This is a genomic window from Kitasatospora sp. NPDC004531, assembly GCF_053602195.1.
In genome coordinates, this window is the sequence record NZ_JBSGDD010000048.1 from 24,501 (window position 1) to 43,951 (window position 19,451).

The window sequence follows — 19,451 nt, forward strand, 5'->3', positions numbered from 1 at the left end:
TCGCCACCGCTGCGAAGGAGGCGGCATGACCGACGAACAAGAACCGCACGTGGGCGTCCTCGACACGCTCAGGGCCACCCCGGCCACCGTCCGCTACCTGCTCGGCGGCGTGCTGGTCAACCAGCTCGGCGCGTTCGTCCAGACCTTCCTGGTGCTGTACCTGACGCACCGGGGCATGTCCGACGGCACCGCGGGCCTGGCGCTCGGCGCGTACAGCCTGGGCACCGTGTTCGGCACCGTGCTCGGCGGGGAGATCACCCACCGGCTCGGGCCGCGCACCGCGATCCTCGCCGCGATGGCCGGCTCCGCGCCGCTGGTCGCCGTGCTGCCGCTGCTGGCCCGGCCCGGGCTGATCGTGCCGCTGCTGCTCGCCGTCGCGCTGGCCGGGCTGTTCGCCCAGGCGTACCGGCCCGCCGCGTCGGTGCTGCTCAGCGACCTGATGCCGGAGCGCTACCAGGTGATGGCGTTCTCCATGATGCGGATCGCGCTGAACACCGGCGCCGCGCTCGCCCCGCTGATCGCGGCCGGGGTGATCCTGCTCGACTGGGACCTGCTGTTCTGGCTGGACGGCGCCACCGCGCTGGTCTACGCGCTGCTGGCGTTCCGGCTGCTGCCCCGGCACGCGGCGCCCGCGCCCGCCCCGACGACCGGGGCCGAGCGGCGCTCCACCGGCCGGGCGGCGTACGCGGCGATGCTGCGCGACCGGGCGTACCTGGCGTACCTGGCCGCGGTGATGCTGGGGACGGTCGCCTACGTGCAGTCCTCGATCTCGCTGCCGCTGGAGATCGTCCACGACCAGTACCCGACCTGGCTGTACAGCGCGGTGCTCACCGCCTCCTCGCTGGTGCTGATCACCTGCGAGCTGAAGATCACCGCGTACATCACCCGGATCCCCACCTACCTGGCGGTCGGCGTCGGTCACCTGGTCAACTCCGCCGGGCTCGCGCTGTACGGGCTGGCCGTGCACTCGGGGGCGTTCGTGCTGTTCGGTGCGGTGCTCGCGGTCAGCGGCCTGATGATCGCCGGGCCCAGCATGTTCGCCCACCCGGCGACCTTCCCCGGCGCGGTCAAGGCCCGCTACCTGGCCACCATGCAGGCCGCCGCCGGCCTGGCCTCGGCCGTCGGCCCGCTGTTCGGCGTGTGGGCCTGGACGCGGCTGCACGCCGGGTTCTGGGTGCTGATGGCCCTGCTCAACGGCCTGGCGGGAGTGCTCGCGGTGCTCGGCATCCGCCACCGCGCGCAGCACCCGGCGGCCACCACCGAGGAACTCGTGGAGGAGGCCGCATGAGCGCCGAACTGCCCGCCACACGACCGGTGTTGGTCGTCGGCTACGTGGCCTTCGCGGTGCCCGGCATCGCGGCCTTCCAGGGCGCCGACTCGGTGATCTACGTCGAGGAGCCGGACGTCGCCCGCAAGCGGCAGCTCGCCGAGGCGCTCCGACAGGTGCCGTTCGCCCGGGGGTTGATCGAGTGGGAGTACCACCTGCCGGGCCGCGCGGACGCCTTCCACGCCGCCCACCCCGACCTCGACCCGGTCGCGGTGATCCCCGCCGTCGAGTACGCGGTGCCGTTCGCCGCCCGGCTCGCGGAACGCTACGGGCTGCCCGGCGCCAGCCTGGGAGCCGCCCAACTGCTGCGCGACAAGCACCAGTTGCGCACCGTCGCGGCCGCCGCCGGGATCGCCAACCCGGCCAGCGAACCGGTCGGCAGCGCGGCGGAACTGGCCGACTTCCTGGCCCGGCACCCCGGCCCCGTGGTGCTCAAGCCCGCCAACCGGCAGGCCTCGGTCGGCACCCGGGTGCTGCACGGGCCCGAGGAGGTCGAGCAGGCCTGGGCGCAGTGCCTGGTGCAGGACGAGGGCCCGTTCGTCCCCGACCGGCCGATCGCACCCTCGATGCTGGCCGAACGGTACGTCGCCGGGCCGGAGTTCAGCGTGGAGATGCTGGTCGCCGACGGCCGCCCGGTGTTCGCCAACACCACCGGCAAGGTGCTCTACCCCGGCCCGTACCCGATCGAGGCCGGCCACACCGTCCCCGCCGAACTCCCCGACGAGCAGCAGAAGGTGCTGGTCGCGGAGACCGAACGGCTGGCCGCCGCCGTCGGGTTCGGCCACGGCGTGCTGCACTGCGAGTGGATCGTCGAGGACGGCCTCCCGGTGCTGGTGGAGTGCGCCGGCCGGCTGCCCGGCGACTCGATCCCGGACCTGATCGAGGCCGCCTACCCCGTCCGACTCCTGCGCGCCTACTTCGCGTTGATGCGCGGCGACGACCCCGGCCCGCTGCCCGTACGGGCCGAACGCGCCACCGCCGCCCGCTTCCTCGCGCCCGAGCGGCCCGGCACCGTCACCGCCGTGCACGGCCTGGAGGCGGCCGCCGCCGCCGAGGGCGTGCAGCTCGCCGCGGTCGGCATCGCCCCCGGCCACCGCAGCGCCGGACTGCGCAGCTCCTGGGACCGCGTCGGCATCGTCACCGCCCTCGCCGACACCCCCGCCGAGGCCCGCCGGCTCGCCGACGAGGCCGCCCGACTGGTCCGGTTCGACCTCGACAGCACCGGAGCCACCACATGACCCGCTCTCAGGAAGGGGACGCCGTGCACACCGCCGGCACGCTGCTGGTGATCGGCAGCGGACTGAAGGAGTACCGCGAGTACCTGGTCGGCCCGATGAGCCGCCGCGCCCGCGCCGCCGGGCTGGAACTCGTCCTGGTCAACAACCTGCGGCCGACCTGGCAGAACGAGTACTTCGACGAGATCGTGGTCGCCGACGTCTTCGACACCGCCACCATGAACGCCACCGTCCGGGAGATCGCCGCCCGCAAGCACATCGTCGGGCTGCTCTGTTGGGACGAGCCGCTGGTGCTCGACGCCGGCCTGCTGGCCGCCGAACTCGGCGTCCCCGGCCTGTCCGAGCGCGGCGTGCGCGGCGTGCGCGACAAGGAGCGCACCCGCAGCGTGCTCACCGAGGCGGGCCAGCGCCAGCCCGGCTTCGCGCTCACCACCGACCTGGCCGAGGCCCGCGCCGCTGCCGAACGGATCGGCTACCCCGTCGTCCTCAAGCCGCGCGCCATGGGCGCCAGCATCGGCGTGGTGTTCGCCGCCGACGCCGCCGAACTCGACACCGCCTTCGCCACCGCGCTCGCCGCCAGCCAGGTCGACCCCGGGCCGTACCGGGCGAGCGTGATCGTCGAGGAGTACGCGGGCGGACCGGAGATCAGCGTGGACGGCGCCGTCCACAAGGGCGAGTACCTGCCGCTGTTCCTGGCCCGCAAGTACAGCAGCGACGAGCCGTACTTCGAGGAGGTCGGCCACATCGTCGACGCCGCCGACCCGCTGCTCGCCGACCCGGCGCTGCTGGCCGTGCTCGCCGACGCCCACCGGGCGCTCGGCGTCGAGGACGGCATCACCCACACCGAACTGCGGCTCACCGAGCGGGGCCCGCTGATCGTCGAGGTCAACGGCCGGCTCGGCGGCGACCTGATCCCGCTGCTCGGCCGGATCGCCACCGGCCTGGAGCCCGGCGAGGTGCTGTTCGACGTCGCCGTCGGCCGCCGCCCCGAGCTCGCCCCGACCCGCGCGGCGGTCGCCGGCATCCGCTTCGGCTACCCCGAACAGGACTGCCGCCTGGAGGAGTTGACCCTCCCGCGGCCCGGTGACAGCCCCGGTCTGGTGCGCGCCGCCCCGATGGCCCCGCCCGGCACCGTGCTGCGGCTGCCGCCCGGTGGCTACCTGGCCCGGCACTCCTTCGTGATCTGCGAGGCCGACACCGTCGCCGCCTGCGAACAGCGCCTCGCCGACGCCGCCGCGCTGGTCGACCTCGCCGTGTCCTCGGTCGAACCGGCCGACCCCCGGGCCCCGTTCGCGATGCCCGCCGGACTGCTGGACGTGGACCGGTGAGCGGCCGGCGGTGGGCCGGCCCGCCCCAGGACGCCGCCGAGATCCTGCGCCGCGCCCGCGAGATCGCGCCGCTGCTGCGCGAGAAGGCCCCCGAGATCGAGGCCAACCGCACGCTGCCCGCCGACGTCGTCGAACTGCTGCGCGGCACCGGCGTGTTCCGGATGTGCTTCGCCCGCGAATGGGGCGGCCCCGAGCTCACCTCGCCCGAACAGCTCGCCGTGGTCGAGGCGCTGGCGTACGGCGACGCCTCCGCCGCCTGGTGCGGCGTCATCGGTGCCAACAGCGGACTGCTCGGCAACTTCCTGCACCGGTCCGTGGTCAAGGACGTCTACCCGAGCCTCGACCTGATCACCGCCGGCGTGCTCGCCCCCGCCGGCCGGGCCGAACGCGTCCCCGGCGGCTTCCGGCTCAGCGGGCGCTGGTCGTTCGGCTCCGGCATCAAGCACAGCGACTGGGTGACCTCCGGCGCGTTCCTCTACGACGGCGGCGAGCCCTGGGCCGAGCCCGGCAGCCCGCACGCGCACGACTCCCGGCAGTTCCTGGTGCCCCGCTCCGCCGTCGAGGTGGTGGAGAACTGGGACACCACCGGCCTGCGCGGGACGGGCAGTTGCGACTACACGATGACCGACGTGTTCGTCCCCGACGAGCACACCTTCACCTTCTGGGAGGTGCGCGGCACCCCGAGCCCGCTCGCCCAGCCCGACTCCTTCATGCGCGCGCTGTGCGGCGTCCCGCTCGGCGTGGCCCGCGCCGCGCTCGACCACGCCCGCGAGGTCGCCGCCGACCGCTACGACCGGATGGCGGGCCGCAGTTGGGCCGACAGCTGGCGGGTGCAGACCGAACTCGCCCGCTGCGAGGCGGAGTTCAACGCCGCCCGGGAGGGCGTGTACGGCGCGATGCGGCGCCAGTGGGAGGTGCTGGCGGCCGGCGGCACGTTGGACGACCTCACGCCCACCGAGCGCGCCGCCTCCCCGCTGTCCTGGCTGCACGCCTTCCGCGCCTGCCGGGCCGTGGTCAACCGGCTCTACGACCTGCTGCAGACCTGGTCGATCAACCGCGACTCCCCGATGGACCGCTGGCTGCGCGACACCGCCGTGATGTGCCAGAACCTCACCGCCCAGGACGCCGTGCTGGAGTCCGTCGGCGCCTACCTGCTCGGCCGGCCGCCGATGTTCCGGATCAGCCTCGGCCTGAACAGCTGAGCCCGACCTCAAGGAGAACAGGATGACATCCGAAATCCTGCGCCGCGCCCGCCAGTTGGCGCCGGTGCTGCGGGAGCGGGCGGCCGAGATCGAGGCCAACCGCACGCTGCCCGCCGACGTCGTCGAACTGCTGCGCGCCACCGGCGTGTTCGGCATGTGCTTCGGCCCCGAGTGGGGCGGCCCCGGCCTCACCTCGATGGAGCAGACCGAGGTGGTCGAGGCCCTCGCCCACGGCGACGCCTCCGCCGCCTGGTGCGCCGTGATCGGCGCCAACACCGGCATCTACGCCAACTTCCTCGACCAGCAGGTCGCCAAGGAGGTCTTCCCGCGCCTCGACCTGGTGGTGGCCGGCCTGCTCCAGCCCTCCGGCCGGGCCGAACGCGTCCCCGGCGGCTTCCGGCTCAGCGGCCGCTGGTCGTTCGGCTCCGGCATCAAGCACGCCGACTGGGTGACCTCCGGGGCGTTCCTCTACGACGGCGGCGAGCCCTGGGCCGCCCCCGGCAGCAAGCACGCGCACGACTCCCGGCAGTTCCTGGTGCCCCGCTCCGCCGTCGAGGTGATCGACAACTGGGACACCACCGGCCTGTGCGGCAGCGGCAGTTGCGACTACACCATGACCGACGTGTTCGTCCCCGAGGAGCACACCTACACCTTCGCCACCCCGCAGGGCCGCCCCGGCCCGCTCGCCCAGCCGGACTCCTTCACCCGCGCCATGTGCGGCGTCCCGCTCGGCGTGGCCCGCGCCGCGCTCGACCACGCCCGTTCGGTCGCCGTCGACCGCTACGACCGGATGGCGGGCCGCAGCTGGGCCGACAGCTGGCGGGTGCAGACCGAACTCGCCCGCCTGGAAGCCGAGTTGAACGCCACCCGGGAGGGCGTCTACGGCGCGATGCGGCGCCAGTGGGAGGTGCTGGCGGCCGGCGGCACGCTGGACGACCTCACCCCCGTCGAGCGCGCCGCCTCCCCGCTGTCCTGGCTGCACGCCTTCCGCAACTCCCGCACCATCGTGGCCCGCGCCTACGACCTGCTGCAGACCTGGTCGATCAACCGCAGCTCCCCGATGGACCGCTGGCTGCGCGACACCGCCGTGATGGCCCAGCACCTGGTCGCCCAGGACCGCATCCTGCAGTCCGCCGGCGCCTACCTGCTGGGCGGCACCCCCGAGTTCGGCATCAGCCTCGGCCTGGTCTGACCGGCCGCCACCAACTCCCCGGAGAGGGAACCCCGATGAGCAGACCCGTCCTCCTGGTCAACCCGAACAAGGTGCACCCACCGATCGCCCCGTACGCCCTCGACGTGCTCACCACCGCACTGGAGGACGCCGGCTTCGAGGTCGAGGTGCTCGACCTGACCTTCCGCCGCGACGACTGGAAGGCCTGCCTGCACGAGTACTTCACCGAGCGCACCCCGCTGCTGGTCGGCGTCACCGTCCGCAACACCGACACCGTGTACGCCTTCGAGCAGCGCCCGTTCGTCGGCGAGCACCGCGAGATCATCACCGAGATCCGCCGGCTCACCGACGCCCCGATCGTCGGCGGCGGCATCGGCTTCTCCACCATGCCGTTCGCGCTGGTCGAGTACTTCGGCATCGACTACGGCGTGAAGGGCCCCGGCGAGAAGATCCTCTGCGAGCTGGCCGCCGCCGTCGCCGAAGGCCGCTCCACCGCCGCCATCCCCGGCCTGATCCGCAACACCGGGAACGGCGCCGTCCGGGTCCCGCCCGCGGTGCTCACCGTCCGCCACGGCGAAGCCCGACCCGCCGATCCCACCGGCCGGTTCGAGCCCCGGGTGTGGCAGGTCGACCGGCTCTCGGTGTACCGCCGGCGCTCCGGGATGCCGCACCGCGTCGACAACCTGGCCTACTACCGGCGCGGCGGCCTCGGCTCCATCCTCACCAAGAACGGCTGCGCCTACCGCTGCTCGCACTGCGTCGAACCCGACGCCAAGGGCACCCGCTACGGGCAGCGCGAACTCGCCTCCGTGGTCGACGAGATGGAGTCGCTCGCCGCCCAGGGCATCCTCGACCAGCACACCACCGACAGCGAGTTCAACCTCTCGATCGCGCACGCCAAGAACCTGCTGCGGGAGATCGTCCGCCGCCGGCACGCCGACCCGGACAACCCGCTGAACCGGCTGAGGCTCTGGGTCTACTGCCAACCCAGCCCGTTCGACGAGGAGTTCGCCGACCTGCTGGCCGCCGCCGGCTGCCGCGGCGTCAACGTCGGCAGCGACCACATCCGCCCCGAGGTGCTCAGCGGCTGGAAGGTCACCGAGAAGGGCGGCACCTACTACACCTTCGCCGACACCGAGCGCCTGGTCCGGCTCTGCCACGAACGCGGCATCCTCACCATGGTCGAAGCGCTGTTCGGCATGCCGGGGGAGACCCCCGAGACCGTGCGCGCCTGCGTGGACGCCTTCATGGCCCTGGACGCCACCGTCACCGGCTTCTCGCTCGGCCTGCGGCTGTTCCCCTACACGCCGATGGGCACCGACCTCGCCGAACAGTGCGCGGGCGTGCGCACCGTCCCCGGCCTGCAGTCCAACACCGCCGACGGCCCGATCGTCCTCAAGCCGCTGCGGATGTGCGCCTCCCCGGCCGAGTACGAGCGCCAGTTCATGTTCGACGAGAACGGCAACTTCCGCCTGGTCTGCTACTTCTCGCCCGAGCTGCTGCCCGACCCGGCCCGCGCCACCGACCCCGCCGAACGCTGGCACGGCGCCGTCGCCGACCTGTGGGCGCTGATCGACCCGGCCGAGCACTACCGCGTCATGCTGCCCACCGTCGAAGGCATGAGCGAGCACGACAACAACTACGCCGACAACCCGTTCCTCACCAGCCTCGGCGGCCTCGGCTACACCGGCGCGTTCTGGTCGCACTGGCGCGGCCGCGAGGAGATCATGCGCGCGGCCCGGGAAGCGGCGGGCGGCCAAACCTCACATCTGCCAACTCCTGTATGACATCGGGCACTTGGCCCGGTGAATTGATCAGCTCATGATGAGATGACGGAATCGTCGCTGCCGTGACCTTCGTCGGCAGGCCGCACACCACACGCCGCGAGGGGACGATGAACCAGCACGGGAGCACCCCGCCGCCGACCGTCCTCCTCGCCGACGGGCAACCCGCCGTCCGGCAGGGCGTCCGCTCCATGGTCGAAGCCTCCGGCGGCGCGGCCGTCGTCGGCGAGGCCGGCACCACCGGCGAACTGCTCGCCGCCACCTCCCGGCACCGCCCCGACGTCCTCGTCCTCGACCCGCAGATGGACGACACCGCCGGCCCGCGAATGATCAGCCAGGTCCTGCGGCTCACCCCCGACACCCGCGTCCTCGTCTTCACCACCCTCGACGACGACAAGGCCGTCGCCGCCGCCTTCCACGCCGGCGCCCGCGGCTACCTCGTCAAACGCGCCACCGCCGACCAGATCGTCCGCGGCATCCTCGCCGTCGGCGCCGGCGAAGCCATCCTCGACCGCACCATCGCCGCCCGCCTCGGCACCCTCATCGGCACCGGCCCGCGCACCCGCAGCTACCCGTTCCCGCAACTCAGCGACCGCGAACGCGAGGTCCTCGAACACCTCGCCGCCGGACGCTCCAACACCGCCATCGCCCGCGAACTCGCCCTCGCCTCCAAGACCGTCAGCAACCGCGTCTCCGGCATCCTCGCCAAACTCGGCGTCGCCGACCGCGCCCAGGCACTCGTCCTCGCCCGCGACGCCGGACTCGGCCACGCCGCCGCCCGCTGACGCCCCTCTCTCCTTCCTACGGAGCCCCGCCATGCCCGAAACGCCCCTCCCGCCCGGCCTGGTCATCCGCCGCCAGGAACCCGACCGGCTCGAACGCGCCCACGGCCTCGACCTCGCCCTGCTGCACCCCTGGGGCGACCTCACCGCCCCCTTCCACGGCGCCTGGTGCGTGCTGCGCCCCGGCGACCTCACCGACACCCACCAGCACACCGAACGCGAACTCTTCATCTGCATCGGCGGCCGCGGCGAGATCCGCACCCCCGACGGCGCCCGCCACCCCGTCGCCGCCGGCGACCTCGTCCTGCTCCCCGCCGACACCGACCACGCCGTCGCCAACCCGCACAGCACCGACTTCGCCTACTACGCCATCTGGTGGCAGGCATGAACCCCCGCCACCTCGACTACGAAGGCCGCCGCTTCCACGCCCCCGACGGCGACCACCGCACCGTCGCCGTCTACCACCAACAGGGCGACCTCGTCTGGGGCGAGATCACCGGCGGCACGATCCGACGCGGCTGGACCGCCGGCACCCGCCAACCCGACGGCACCCTCACCATGGGCTACACCTTCGTCCTCACCGACGGCCAGATCATCTGCGGCCGCACCCACAACACCCCCACCCTCACCCCCGACGGCCGCATCCGCCTCCACGAATCCTGGCAACGCTACGCCCCCCACCCCACCACCGGCACCTCCACCATCGAAGAGGTCACCCCATGACCCCCGACTGGCCGTTGCTCGGCAAGCACACGGTCGGTGCGGTGCTGCGGCCCGGGGACGGGGGGTTCGGGGAGGCGTCGGTGGCGTTCAACGAGCGGTGGGCGCGGCGGAGGCCGGCCGGGGTGTTGCGGGCGGCGGAGGTCGGGGACGTGGTGCGGGCGATCGAGTGGGCGGGGGAGTGCGGGGTGCCGATCGTGCCCCGGAGCGGGGGGCACTCGTACGCCGGGCACAGCGTCAACTCCGGGCTGGTGGTGGACCTGCGGGCGCTGGACGCCATCGAGGTCGACGCCGGCAGCGGGCGGGTGACGGTCGGCGGGGGCGTCCTGACGGGCGCGCTGTACGCCGCGCTGCGCCCGCACGGGCTCGCCCTGCCGCTCGGCAACGGCGCGGGCGTCGGCATCGCGGGGCTGGCCCTCGGCGGCGGCTCGGCCGCCACCTCGCGCCGGCTCGGCCTGACGGCCGACACGCTGCGCGCCACCACCCTCGCCACCGCCACCGGCACCGTCCTGACCTGCGACGACACCAGCAATACGGACCTGTTCTGGGCGTGCCGGGGCGGCGGTGGCGGCAACTTCGGCATCAACCTCGACCTGACCTTCCAGGCCGTCGAGGCCCCGGCCGCGTCCACCTGCCTGCTGCTCTGGGAGGCCCCGCACGCGCCCGCCGTCTTCGAGGCCGTCCAGCAGCTGATGCGCACCGCCCCGGAGGAGACCTCGCTGCGCCTGGGCGTCGCCGCCTCCGGCGGCCGCACGATCGTCTCCGCCGTCGGCCTGCACCTCGGCCCGGCCACCGAGCTGCGCGAGCTGCTGGCCCCGGCGTTCGCCGCGGGGCGGCCGATGCGCGCCGAGATCGCCGACCGGGACTTCTGGGACGCCATGGAGTACCTGCAGCACGAGAGCGCCGGCGGCGCCTTCGCCGTCCGCACCCACTTCGCCACCGACCCGCTGCCGCCGCAGGCCGTCGCCGCGGCCCTGGACCGCCTCGCCGCCGCGCCCCCCAGCGGCAACCCGGACGGCTGCGGCCTGGCCCTGTTCGGCTGGGGCGGCGCGATCAACCGGGTCGACCCGGCGGCGACCGCGTTCGTGCACCGCGACGCCCAGTACCTGGTCAGCCTGGACACCTCCTGGCTGCCCGGCGAGGACCCGAGCGCCCAACTCGACTGGCTGGCGGGCCTCGACCACCTGATCGCCGCGTGCACGACCGACGGCGCGTACCTGAACTTCACCGACCCGGACCTGCGAGACTGGCGGGATGCCTACTACGGTGCGAACTACCCCAGGCTGGTCACTGTGAAGCACCGCCACGACCCGGCCGGACTGTTCACCTTCCCGCAGTCCATCGGCAGTTGAACACCCCTGTCCCCAGCGATACTTGACGGACCGTCAGATCTATCGCGCTCCGCCCGGAAGGAGACACCACCGTGTCGCCGCGTACCGCTCGCCCGCGCCACTACCTGATGTGCCGGCCCGCGCACTTCACCGTCGACTACTCCATCAACCCGTGGATGGACCCGGCCAAGCCCACCGACACCGACACCGCCCTCGCGCAGTGGGACGAGCTGTACGCGCTCTTCCAACGCCTGGGCCACACCGTGGAGTTGATCGACCCGCTGCCCGGCCTGCCGGACATGGTGTTCGCCGCCAACGGTGCCACCGCGGTCGACGGCCGGGTGCTGGGCGCCCGCTTCCGGTACCCGGAGCGCGCCGCCGAGGGCCCGGCCTACGCCGACTGGTTCCGCGACCGGGGCTGGCAGGTCCGCGACGCCGAGAACGTCAACGAGGGCGAGGGCGACCTGCTGGTGGCCGGCCGCCGGATCCTGGCCGGCACCGGCTTCCGCACCGAGACCGCCGCGCACGCCGAGGCCGCGACGTTCCTCGGCCGCGAGGTGGTCACCCTGCGGCTGGTCGACCCGCGCTACTACCACCTGGACACCGCGCTCGCCGTCCTCGACGACGAGGAGATCATGTACTACCCGCCGGCCTTCGACGCCGACTCCCGGGCCGTGCTGGAGCGCCTCTACCCGGACGCGATCCTGGCCGGCGACGAGGACGCCCGCGTCTTCGGCCTGAACGCCGTCTCCGACGGCGCGAACGTCGTCCTCCCGGAGGCCGCCACCGACCTCGCCGAGCGGCTGCGCGAGCGCGGCTTCCACCCGATCGGCGTCGACCTGACCGAGCTGCTCCGGGCCGGCGGCGCCGTCAAGTGCTGCACCCTGGAACTGCGCCGCTGACAGCCGGGAAACGGTGAGGGCCCGGCCCCGCGCGGAGCGGAGCCGGGCCCTCACCGGTGCGTCAGGCGCGCTTCAGGTCGAAGCGGTCCAGGTCCATCACCTTCGTCCACGCGGCGGCGAAGTCCTTGACGAACTTCTCCTTGGCGTCGTCCGAGGCGTACACCTCGGCCACCGCGCGCAGCTCCGAGTTGGAGCCGAACACCAGGTCGGCCCGGGTGCCGGTCCACTTGACCGCGCCGGAGGCGTCCCGGCCCTCGAACAGGGTGCTGTCGGAGGCGACGGGCGCCCACGCGGTGCCCATGTCGAGCAGGTTGACGAAGAAGTCGTTGCTCAGGGTGCCCGGACGGTCGGTGAACACGCCGTGCTGCGAGCCGCCGTGGTTGGCGCCCAGCACCCGCAGGCCGCCGACCAGCACGGTCAGCTCGGGGGCGGACAGGTTGAGCAGGTTCGCCCGGTCCACCAGCAGGTACTCGGCGGGCAGCCGGCTGCCCTTGCCCAGGTAGTTGCGGAAGCCGTCGGCCTTCGGCTCCAGCGCGGCGAACGACTCCACGTCGGTCTTCTCCTGGGTGGCGTCCACCCGGCCCGGGTGGAAGGCCACCTCGACGTCCACGCCGCCGGCCTGCGCGGCCCGCTCCACGGCGGCGCTGCCGGCCAGCACGATCAGGTCGGCCAGCGAGACCTGCTTGCCGCCCTCCGCGTTGAACGCCGACTGGATGCCCTCCAGCACCCGCAGCACCTGCGCCAGCTGCTCCGGGTCGTTGACCTCCCAGCCGCGCTGCGGCTCCAGGCGGATCCGGGCGCCGTTCGCGCCGCCGCGCTTGTCGCTGCCGCGGAACGAGGACGCCGCGGCCCAGGCGGTGGACACCAGCTCGGCGGTGGACAGGCCGGAGGCCAGCACCCGCTCCTTCAGCACGGCGATGTCCGCCGCGTCGATCGGCTCGCCCTGCGCCTGCGGCAGCGGGTCCTGCCAGAGCAGCTCCTCGCTGGGCACCTCGGGGCCGAGGTAGCGGGCGACCGGGCCCATGTCGCGGTGGGTGAGCTTGTACCAGGCGCGGGCGAAGGCGTCCGCGAACGCCGCCGGGTCGTTCAGGAAGCGGCGGGAGATCTGCTCGTACACCGGGTCGAAGCGCAGCGACAGGTCGGTGGTGAGCATCTGCGGGGCGTGCTTCTTCTGCGGGTCGAAGGCGTCCGGTACGGTGCCCGCGCCGGCGCCGTCCTTCGGCTTCCACTGGTGCGCGCCGGCCGGGGACTTGGTCAGCTCCCACTCGTAGCCGAACAGGATCTCGAAGAAGGAGTTGTCCCAGGTGGTCGGTGTGTTGGTCCAGGTGACCTCCAGGCCGGAGGTGATCGCGTCGCCGGCCTTGCCGGAGCCGTAGCTGCTCTTCCAGCCGAGGCCCATCTCCTCCAGGCCCGCGCCCTCGGGGGCCTCGCCGACGTTATCGGCCGGGCCGGCGCCGTGGGTCTTGCCGAAGGTGTGGCCGCCGGCGATCAGCGCGACGGTCTCCTCGTCGTTCATCGCCATCCGGCGGAAGGTCTCGCGGATGTCGCGGGCCGCCGCGATCGGGTCCGGGTTGCCGTTGGGGCCCTCCGGGTTGACGTAGATCAGGCCCATCTGGACGGCGCCCAGCGGGTCCTCCAGGTCGCGGTCGCCGGTGTAGCGCTCGTCGCCCAGCCAGGTGGTCTCGGGGCCCCAGTAGACGTCCTCGTCGGCCTCCCAGACGTCCGGCCGGCCGCCGGCGTAGCCGAAGGTCTGGAAGCCCATCGACTCCAGCGCCACGTTGCCGGCGAGGATCAGCAGGTCGGCCCAGGAAAGGTTCTGGCCGTACTTCTGCTTGACCGGCCACAGCACCCGGCGGGCCTTGTCCAGGTTGGCGTTGTCCGGCCAGGAGTTCAGCGGGGCGAAGCGCTGCTGGCCGGCGCCCGCGCCGCCGCGGCCGTCGGAGATCCGGTAGGTGCCGGCGCTGTGCCAGGCCATCCGGATGATCAGCGGACCGTAGTGGCCGAAGTCGGCCGGCCACCAGTCCTGCGAGGTGGTGAGGGCCTGCTCGATGTCGCGCTTCACGGCGGGCAGGTCGAGGCTGTTGAACGCCTCGGCGTAGTCGAAGTCCGCGCCCAGCGGGTTCGCCACCGCCGGGTTCTTGGCCAGGATCTTCAGGTTCAACCGGTTCGGCCACCACTGCTGGTTGCCGCCGCCCTGCGTCGGATGGGGTGCGCGGCCGTGCGCGACCGGGCAGCCGCCCGCACCCTCGGACTTGGGGTCGGTGACGATGGCGTCGTCGTTCTCGGGCATGGGGAGTCCCTCCGGGTCGGGCGGATCGCACTCTTCACGGGCACTCGGCTCACGGCGGGTGGCCCTGACGAGCACCTTGGCCGTTTGCCGGAGTCGATCCTAAGATAGACACAGTCTAAGTCAAGAACTCGGTCAATCGGGTGGTGGTTCCGCTCGAATCGGGCGCGTCGCCGCGCCCCCTGTACAGTTCGGGCGTCTGTTGAGCTGAATGGATGAACACATGAGTGACCTGCTGGAACGGCTGCGTGACCGGGGCTGGCGGCTGACCTCCCAGCGCCGGGTGGTGGCCGAAGTCCTCGACGGCGACCACGTTCACCTCACCGCGGACGAGGTCCACGCGCGCGCCGCCGAACGCCTCCCGGAGATCTCCCGGGCCACCGTGTACAACACCCTCGGCGAACTCGTCACCCTCGGCGAGATCCTCGAAGTCGCCACCGACGGCCGCGCCAAGCGCTACGACCCCAACGCCCACCAGCCGCACCAGCACCTGGTCTGCTTCGCCTGCGGCACCATCCGCGACGTCCACCCCACCGGCGACCCGCTGGCCTCGCTGCCCGCCGCCGAACGCTTCGGCTTCACCATCACCACCGCCGAGGTCACCTACCGCGGCCTGTGCGCCGACTGCGCCCGCCGCTCCGCCTGACGCCACGCCCCGAAACGATCCCCACGCCCGCCGCTCCGCCTGACGCCGCCCCCGAAACGATCCCCCCACGCACGCCGAAGCCGGCGCCCGCCGTCGGCGAACAGCCCCCCACGCACGCCGAAGCCGGCGCCCGCCCGAAGGCGCACGCCGGCTCCGTTGCCCCGCTGCGGCGGCCGCTCAGCCCGCCGCCTTCGCGGTGATGAACTCCGAGGCCGCCCGGGCCTCGGCCCGCACCGCCGCCAGGTCGTGGTGCAGCAGCCGGCCGTGCTGCTTGACGATCCGGCCCGCCACCAGCACCGTGTCGACGTTGCCCGGGTGCGCCGAGGAGACCACCGCGCCGATCGGGTCGTGCGCGCCCGCCAGGTTCACGTCGTCGGCGCGCAGCAGCACCAGGTCGGCCTGCTTGCCGACCTTCAGCGACCCCACCCGGTCGTCCAGGCCCAGCGTGCGGGCGCCGTCCAGGGTGGCCATCCGCAGCAGGTCGCCCGGCGTCAGGTGCGGGCCGGGGGCCAGGTAGGAGGTCAGCAGGCCGGCCCGGACGACCGAGAAGAAGTCGCCGCCGACGGTGGTCACCACGTCCACGCCCAGACCGGTGGTCACCCCGGCCTCGCGCAGCCGGCCGATCAGCGGGCCGCCGTGGCCCAGGCGCGCCTCGACCGCCGGGGTGATGGCGAACGCGCCGCCCGAGTCCGCGACCATCGACAGCTCGTCGTCGGCCAGCGAATTGCCGTGCACGTACACGGTATTGGGCCGCAGCAGGCCGTGGTCGCGGAGCAGCTCGATGGGCCGCTCGTTGACCGGCCCGGCCGCCACGTGGGTGACGATCGGCAGGCCCAGCTCGTCCGCCAGCCGCCAGTCCGCGATCACCGCGTCCGGCTTCTGGTTGGACGGGCCGAGCGAGGCGGCGGCCATGCTCAGCAGGTCCTCGCCCGGGCGGAACAGCTTGTGCGCCTGCCGCACCTCGCCCTGGTGCTGCGGGGTCAGCAGGTACGCGAAGACCGCGCGGATGCCGACGGCGCGCAGGCCGTCCAGCGCCGCCTCCGCGTACTCCAGGTCGAAGCCCGGCACGAAGCCGTCGGCGCGGACCCGGTCGGCCCGGGCGTAGGCGAAGTCCTGCACGGTGGTGACGCCGGAGTCCAGGCACTCCAGGGCGCCCAGCAGGTTGGCGATCCGCACGTCCTGCGGGCGGAACCGCGGGCCGAGCTCCTGGCGCACCAGCTGGAAGTACTCGGGCAGGTCCACGTCCACCGCGATGGAGCGCAGCACGGCCTGCCAGACGTGGCGGTGGGTGTCCACGAAGCCGGGCAGCACGATCCGGTCGGTGGCGTCGATCACGGTCGCCCCGGCCGGCGCGGACAGCTGCGGGCCGACCGCGGCGATCCGCCCGTCCTCCACCAGCACGTCCCACCCGGGGTGGGCGACCGGCTCCGGCTCGGTGTCGATGACCAGCCCGTTGCGCAGCAGCAAGGATGTCACGGTGACGCCTCCGAGTAATCGTCGAAAACTTGCCCCGATCAAACACCGGAATTCCCCCGGAAAGCAAGAGCGGGAAGGCGGTTAGCGAGGCTCTAGCGGGGCTCCAGCGCGGTGCAGCATTCTTTGATGCGCAGTGCGACGGCCGTCCACCGGAGGGAATGAGATGAGCATTGTCCGGAGTGTATTCTCCAATCCTGATGCGGACCGCGGAATTTCGCCGGTGACGAACCTGCGGGAGCTGGCGCTGGCCGCCGCCGCGCCGGCCTCGCTGCGCGCCGCGATCCGGATCGGCCTGGCCGACGCGCTCGGCGAGCAGCCCGTCCCGGTGGCCGACCTGGCCGCCCGGCTCGGGGTGAACGCCGAGGTGCTGGGCCGTCTGCTGGGCAACCTGCGGTGCTACGGGGTGTTCGACGAGGTGGCCGGCGGCGTGGTGCACACCGACACCTCCCGGCTGCTGCGCGAGGACCACCCGCAGCGCCTGAAGAACTGGGTGCTGTGGGTCACCGAGCCGTGGACCTGGCAGCTCTGGCCCGACCTGGAGGAAGCCGTCCGGGACGGCCGCGGCCATTTCGAGGAGCGTTTCGGCGAAGAGTTCTTCGCGCACCTGCACCGCAATTGGAAAGAATCCACCGAGGTTTTCAACCGGTCCCAGACCGAACTCAGCCGAATCACCTCCGCGGCCATTGCCGAGGCATTCGACCTGAGCGGCGTGAAGACGATCGCGGACATCGGCGGCGGCCGCGGACACACCCTGGCGACGCTGCTGGAGGCCAACCCGCACCTGCACGGCACCCTGGTCGACCTGCCCGCCGCCGTCGCCGAGGTGGACCCGCGGCTGCGCCCCGGCGGCGCGCTCGCCGACCGCTCCCAGGTGCTGGCCGGCAGCTGCCTGGAGGAGATCCAGGTCGACGCCGACGTCTACCAGTTCAAGAGCATCCTCGAATGGGACGACGAGAAGACCGTGCTCGCCCTGGAGAACGCCCGCCGCGCGGGCCGCCCCGGCGCGAAGGTGCTGGTGATCACCAACATCGTCGACGACAGCCCCGAGATCCGCTACGCCACCGGCATCGACCTGCTGTTCCTGCTCAACACCAACGGCCGGCGGCACACCCTGGCCGGCGTCACCGGGCTGGTCGAACGCGCCGGCCTGCGGCTGGACGCCGTCACCGCCGTCAAGCCGCTGCTGCACGTGGTCGAGGCGACCGTCCCCGCATAGCGGCTCCCCAGCCGGACCGCCCCGACCCACGACCACCGAGGACGCCACGATGACCACCCCCCGCACCCGGCCGGACGCCGCCGCCGAGCACGCCGCCAACGAGGCATTCGCGGAACTGCTGTTCTCGCCGGAGGGCCTCGCCGACCCCTACTCCCGCTACCGCCGGCTGCGCGAGGCCGCGCCGGTGCACCGCTCCACGCTGGGCACCTGGGTGCTCACCGGCTACGACGACGTCGACGAGTTCCTGCGCAGCAAGCAGGTCGAGAAGGACATCCACATCTGGATGGCCAACCGGTTCAGCGGCGAGTGGGAGCACCACCAGGCGCTGCGCAAGCTCGCCGCCAACCTGCTGTGGACCAACCCGCCCGAGCACACTCGCATGCGGCGGATCGTCAACCGGGCCTTCACGGAGAAGCGGGTGCTGGAGCACCGCGCCTTCATCGAGCGCCGCTTCGACGAGCTGATCGCCCCGATCGCCGAGGCCGGCGAGGGCGACATCTGCAACCAGGTGTTCTTCCCGCTGGCGCTGAGCGTGGTCGCCAACCTGATCGGCGTGCCGCAGGACGAGGCCCCGCTGCTGCGCGACAAGATCCGCGAGTTCCAGCGCACCTTCGAGCCCGGCATGACCGCCTCCGAACTGCTCAAGGCCGACCAGGCCGCGAAGTTCCTCGACGACTACTTCGCCGACCTGGTGCGCTCCAAGCAGCGCCGGCGCGGCGACGACCTGGTGTCCGCGCTGCTGGACATCGAGGACGACGGCGAGAAGCTGGAGTTCGACGACCTGGTGCAGATGTGCCACATGGTGATCGCGGCGGGCAGCGAGACCACCACGTTCTTCCTCACCAACGGCGTGCGGCTGTTCGCCGAACACCCCGAGCAGGCCCGCCTGGTGCGCGAGGACCGGTCGCTGCTGCGCGGCGCCACCGAGGAGATCCTGCGCTACATGCCGTCCGCGCACATGATCCCGCGCACCACGGCCGCGCCGGTCACCGTCGGCGGGGTGGAGATCCCGGCCGGCGCCCGGGTGATGGTGTGGATCGCCGCCGCCAACCGCGACCCGGCGCGCTTCACCGACCCGGAGCGCTTCGACGTCACCCGCAAGGACGCCGCGCCGATGTCCTACGGCCTGGGCACCCACTACTGCCTGGGCTGGCGGCTGGCCAACCTGCAGGCCGAGGTGGTGTTCTCGGCACTGCTCGACCGGTTCACCGACATCGAGCTGACCGCGCCGCTGCGGCACCGCGCCCGGGTGGCGTTCCCGCAGATCGAGGCGCTGCCGATCCGCTTCCGGCGGCGCGCCGAGCAGCGCCCGGCCGCCGCCGGCACGGTCCGCTTCCTGTCCGCCGAGTACCTGGCGGCGATGGAGGCGCTGGCCCCGTCCGCCCGGCGCGGCATCCCGCACGTCAACGTGAAGGTGCAGTTCCGCGCCACCGAGGCGCCCGAGGGGCTGGTGGACTACCACCTGCTGATCGAACAGGGCGCGATCGTCGGGGCCGGACGCGGCCGGCTGCCCGACGCCGACCTGGAGATCACCGCCCGCTACCGCGACCTGCTGGACTTCCAGTCGACCCGGCTGGACGCCACCGAGGCCTTCGTCTCCGGCCGGTTCGCGGTCTCCGGCGACCGCGCCAAGCTGCTGGAGCTGATGATGGTGCTGCAGTCCGGCACCTACCACCAGTACGTCGCCGAGCTGTGGGAGCGGACCACATGGTGACCCACACGCTGGTGTTCGCCTTCCCGGCGGAGATGACCGAGCGGGACCGGGCCGAGTTCTTCCGCGAGGGCGCCGCGCTGGTGCTCTCCACCGGCCTCGCCGACGCCTACCGGCACTGGCCGCACGTGCCGCTGGTGGACGCCGCCGGGCAGGTGCTCGCGCCGGTGTTCACCCCGTCCGCGATGGCGCAGATCGAGTGCCGCGACTTCGCCGCCATGCGGCAGCTGTTCGCCCACCCGTCGCTGGCCGCGTTCGTCGGCCGGTGGCAGGCCAAGTTCCCCTACCAGGCGGTCTCGGTGAACACCGGGCCCTCGCAACCGGAGTGACGGA

17 protein-coding genes are annotated in these 19,451 nt (G+C 73.0%); 15 read left to right on the forward strand and 2 right to left on the reverse strand.

Annotated elements, in window-relative coordinates:
- Positions 1 to 25: 25 nt before the first annotated feature.
- The 11 genes from ACWEMJ_RS20035 to ddaH all read left to right on the forward strand — a co-directional run bounded on the left by ACWEMJ_RS20035 (position 26) and on the right by ddaH (position 11,782).
- On the forward strand, positions 26 to 1,288 hold the full coding sequence (locus tag ACWEMJ_RS20035) for an MFS transporter (RefSeq protein WP_452138409.1): 1,263 nt from the start codon (positions 26 to 28) through the stop codon (positions 1,286 to 1,288).
- A complete protein-coding gene (locus ACWEMJ_RS20040) occupies positions 1,285 to 2,565 on the forward strand; it encodes an ATP-grasp domain-containing protein (protein WP_452138410.1) in 1,281 nt (426 codons plus the stop codon). The genes ACWEMJ_RS20035 and ACWEMJ_RS20040 overlap by 4 nt, the downstream gene beginning before the upstream one ends.
- On the forward strand, positions 2,562 to 3,890 hold the full coding sequence (locus ACWEMJ_RS20045; protein ID WP_452138411.1) for an ATP-grasp domain-containing protein: 1,329 nt from the start codon (positions 2,562 to 2,564) through the stop codon (positions 3,888 to 3,890). The genes ACWEMJ_RS20040 and ACWEMJ_RS20045 overlap by 4 nt, the downstream gene beginning before the upstream one ends.
- Complete coding sequence (locus ACWEMJ_RS20050) at positions 3,887 to 5,092, forward strand: acyl-CoA dehydrogenase family protein (protein WP_452138412.1); 1,206 nt, start codon at positions 3,887 to 3,889, stop codon at positions 5,090 to 5,092. Before ACWEMJ_RS20045 ends, ACWEMJ_RS20050 begins: the two co-directional genes overlap by 4 nt.
- A gap of 22 nt (positions 5,093 to 5,114) precedes the next feature.
- On the forward strand, positions 5,115 to 6,284 hold the full coding sequence (locus ACWEMJ_RS20055; protein WP_452138413.1) for an acyl-CoA dehydrogenase family protein: 1,170 nt from the start codon (positions 5,115 to 5,117) through the stop codon (positions 6,282 to 6,284).
- Positions 6,285 to 6,319: 35 nt separating this feature from the next.
- The gene (gene tsrT, locus ACWEMJ_RS20060; protein ID WP_452138414.1) at positions 6,320 to 8,050 is read left to right on the forward strand and encodes a tryptophan 2-C-methyltransferase; all 1,731 of its coding nucleotides are present in this window, start codon (positions 6,320 to 6,322) and stop codon (positions 8,048 to 8,050) included.
- 107 nt (positions 8,051 to 8,157) lie between these two features.
- Complete coding sequence (locus ACWEMJ_RS20065; protein ID WP_452138415.1) at positions 8,158 to 8,832, forward strand: response regulator; 675 nt, start codon at positions 8,158 to 8,160, stop codon at positions 8,830 to 8,832.
- Between the two features lie 31 nt (positions 8,833 to 8,863).
- Positions 8,864 to 9,217 carry a cupin domain-containing protein gene (locus tag ACWEMJ_RS20070; protein ID WP_452138416.1) on the forward strand — a complete coding sequence of 118 codons (354 nt, stop codon included), beginning with the start codon at positions 8,864 to 8,866 and terminating at the stop codon, positions 9,215 to 9,217.
- A complete protein-coding gene (locus ACWEMJ_RS20075; RefSeq protein WP_452138417.1) occupies positions 9,214 to 9,552 on the forward strand; it encodes a hypothetical protein in 339 nt (112 codons plus the stop codon). Before ACWEMJ_RS20070 ends, ACWEMJ_RS20075 begins: the two co-directional genes overlap by 4 nt.
- Positions 9,549 to 10,901: an FAD-binding oxidoreductase gene (locus ACWEMJ_RS20080; RefSeq protein ID WP_452138418.1), complete on the forward strand. Its 1,353-nt coding sequence runs from the start codon at positions 9,549 to 9,551 to the stop codon at positions 10,899 to 10,901. Before ACWEMJ_RS20075 ends, ACWEMJ_RS20080 begins: the two co-directional genes overlap by 4 nt.
- Before the next feature lie 71 nt (positions 10,902 to 10,972).
- Entirely contained in the window at positions 10,973 to 11,782 is an 810-nt protein-coding gene (gene ddaH, locus ACWEMJ_RS20085) for a dimethylargininase (protein WP_452138419.1), read from the forward strand.
- 61 nt (positions 11,783 to 11,843) lie between these two features.
- Here the strand turns inward: ddaH and katG are convergent, their stop codons facing one another.
- Positions 11,844 to 14,072, reverse strand: a complete 2,229-nt coding sequence (gene katG / locus ACWEMJ_RS20090) for a catalase/peroxidase HPI (RefSeq protein ID WP_452138420.1) — start codon at positions 14,070 to 14,072, stop codon at positions 11,844 to 11,846.
- A gap of 220 nt (positions 14,073 to 14,292) precedes the next feature.
- On the opposite strand from katG, the gene ACWEMJ_RS20095 reads away from it, so the two are divergent.
- Entirely contained in the window at positions 14,293 to 14,715 is a 423-nt protein-coding gene (locus ACWEMJ_RS20095; RefSeq protein WP_452138421.1) for a Fur family transcriptional regulator, read from the forward strand.
- A gap of 177 nt (positions 14,716 to 14,892) precedes the next feature.
- On the opposite strand, the gene ACWEMJ_RS20100 is transcribed toward ACWEMJ_RS20095, so the two are convergent.
- Positions 14,893 to 16,191 carry an amidohydrolase family protein gene (locus ACWEMJ_RS20100; RefSeq protein WP_452138422.1) on the reverse strand — a complete coding sequence of 433 codons (1,299 nt, stop codon included), beginning with the start codon at positions 16,189 to 16,191 and terminating at the stop codon, positions 14,893 to 14,895.
- Positions 16,192 to 16,411: 220 nt separating this feature from the next.
- Here ACWEMJ_RS20100 and ACWEMJ_RS20105 point away from each other — a divergent pair, with 220 nt between their 5' ends.
- Genes ACWEMJ_RS20105 through ACWEMJ_RS20115 form a run of 3 tightly spaced genes read left to right on the forward strand, consistent with a single transcriptional unit; the run spans position 16,412 to position 19,447 of the window.
- Entirely contained in the window at positions 16,412 to 17,407 is a 996-nt protein-coding gene (locus ACWEMJ_RS20105; RefSeq protein ID WP_452138423.1) for a methyltransferase, read from the forward strand.
- Positions 17,408 to 17,456: 49 nt separating this feature from the next.
- Positions 17,457 to 19,121, forward strand: coding sequence for a cytochrome P450 (locus tag ACWEMJ_RS20110; protein WP_452138424.1), 1,665 nt, complete (start codon positions 17,457 to 17,459; stop codon positions 19,119 to 19,121).
- Positions 19,115 to 19,447: a hypothetical protein gene (locus ACWEMJ_RS20115; protein WP_452138425.1), complete on the forward strand. Its 333-nt coding sequence runs from the start codon at positions 19,115 to 19,117 to the stop codon at positions 19,445 to 19,447. The genes ACWEMJ_RS20110 and ACWEMJ_RS20115 overlap by 7 nt, the downstream gene beginning before the upstream one ends.
- Positions 19,448 to 19,451: the final 4 nt, after the last annotated feature.

Bases quoted from the DNA above. Each gene is read 5' to 3' on its own strand.
- ACWEMJ_RS20070 (WP_452138416.1), top strand. From the start codon at position 8,864: ATGCCCGAAACGCCCCTCCCGCCCGGCCTGGTCATCCGCCGCCAGGAA.
- ACWEMJ_RS20115 (WP_452138425.1), top strand. From the start codon at position 19,115: ATGGTGACCCACACGCTGGTGTTCGCCTTCCCGGCGGAGATGACCGAG.
- ACWEMJ_RS20055 (WP_452138413.1), top strand. From the start codon at position 5,115: ATGACATCCGAAATCCTGCGCCGCGCCCGCCAGTTGGCGCCGGTGCTG.
- ACWEMJ_RS20080 (WP_452138418.1), top strand. From the start codon at position 9,549: ATGACCCCCGACTGGCCGTTGCTCGGCAAGCACACGGTCGGTGCGGTG.
- ACWEMJ_RS20110 (WP_452138424.1), top strand. From the start codon at position 17,457: ATGACCACCCCCCGCACCCGGCCGGACGCCGCCGCCGAGCACGCCGCC.
- ACWEMJ_RS20040 (WP_452138410.1), top strand. From the start codon at position 1,285: ATGAGCGCCGAACTGCCCGCCACACGACCGGTGTTGGTCGTCGGCTAC.
- ACWEMJ_RS20035 (WP_452138409.1), top strand. From the start codon at position 26: ATGACCGACGAACAAGAACCGCACGTGGGCGTCCTCGACACGCTCAGG.
- ACWEMJ_RS20045 (WP_452138411.1), top strand. From the start codon at position 2,562: ATGACCCGCTCTCAGGAAGGGGACGCCGTGCACACCGCCGGCACGCTG.
- katG (WP_452138420.1), bottom strand. From the start codon at position 14,072: ATGCCCGAGAACGACGACGCCATCGTCACCGACCCCAAGTCCGAGGGT.
- ACWEMJ_RS20095 (WP_452138421.1), top strand. From the start codon at position 14,293: ATGAGTGACCTGCTGGAACGGCTGCGTGACCGGGGCTGGCGGCTGACC.
- tsrT (WP_452138414.1), top strand. From the start codon at position 6,320: ATGAGCAGACCCGTCCTCCTGGTCAACCCGAACAAGGTGCACCCACCG.
- ACWEMJ_RS20075 (WP_452138417.1), top strand. From the start codon at position 9,214: ATGAACCCCCGCCACCTCGACTACGAAGGCCGCCGCTTCCACGCCCCC.
- ACWEMJ_RS20065 (WP_452138415.1), top strand. From the start codon at position 8,158: ATGAACCAGCACGGGAGCACCCCGCCGCCGACCGTCCTCCTCGCCGAC.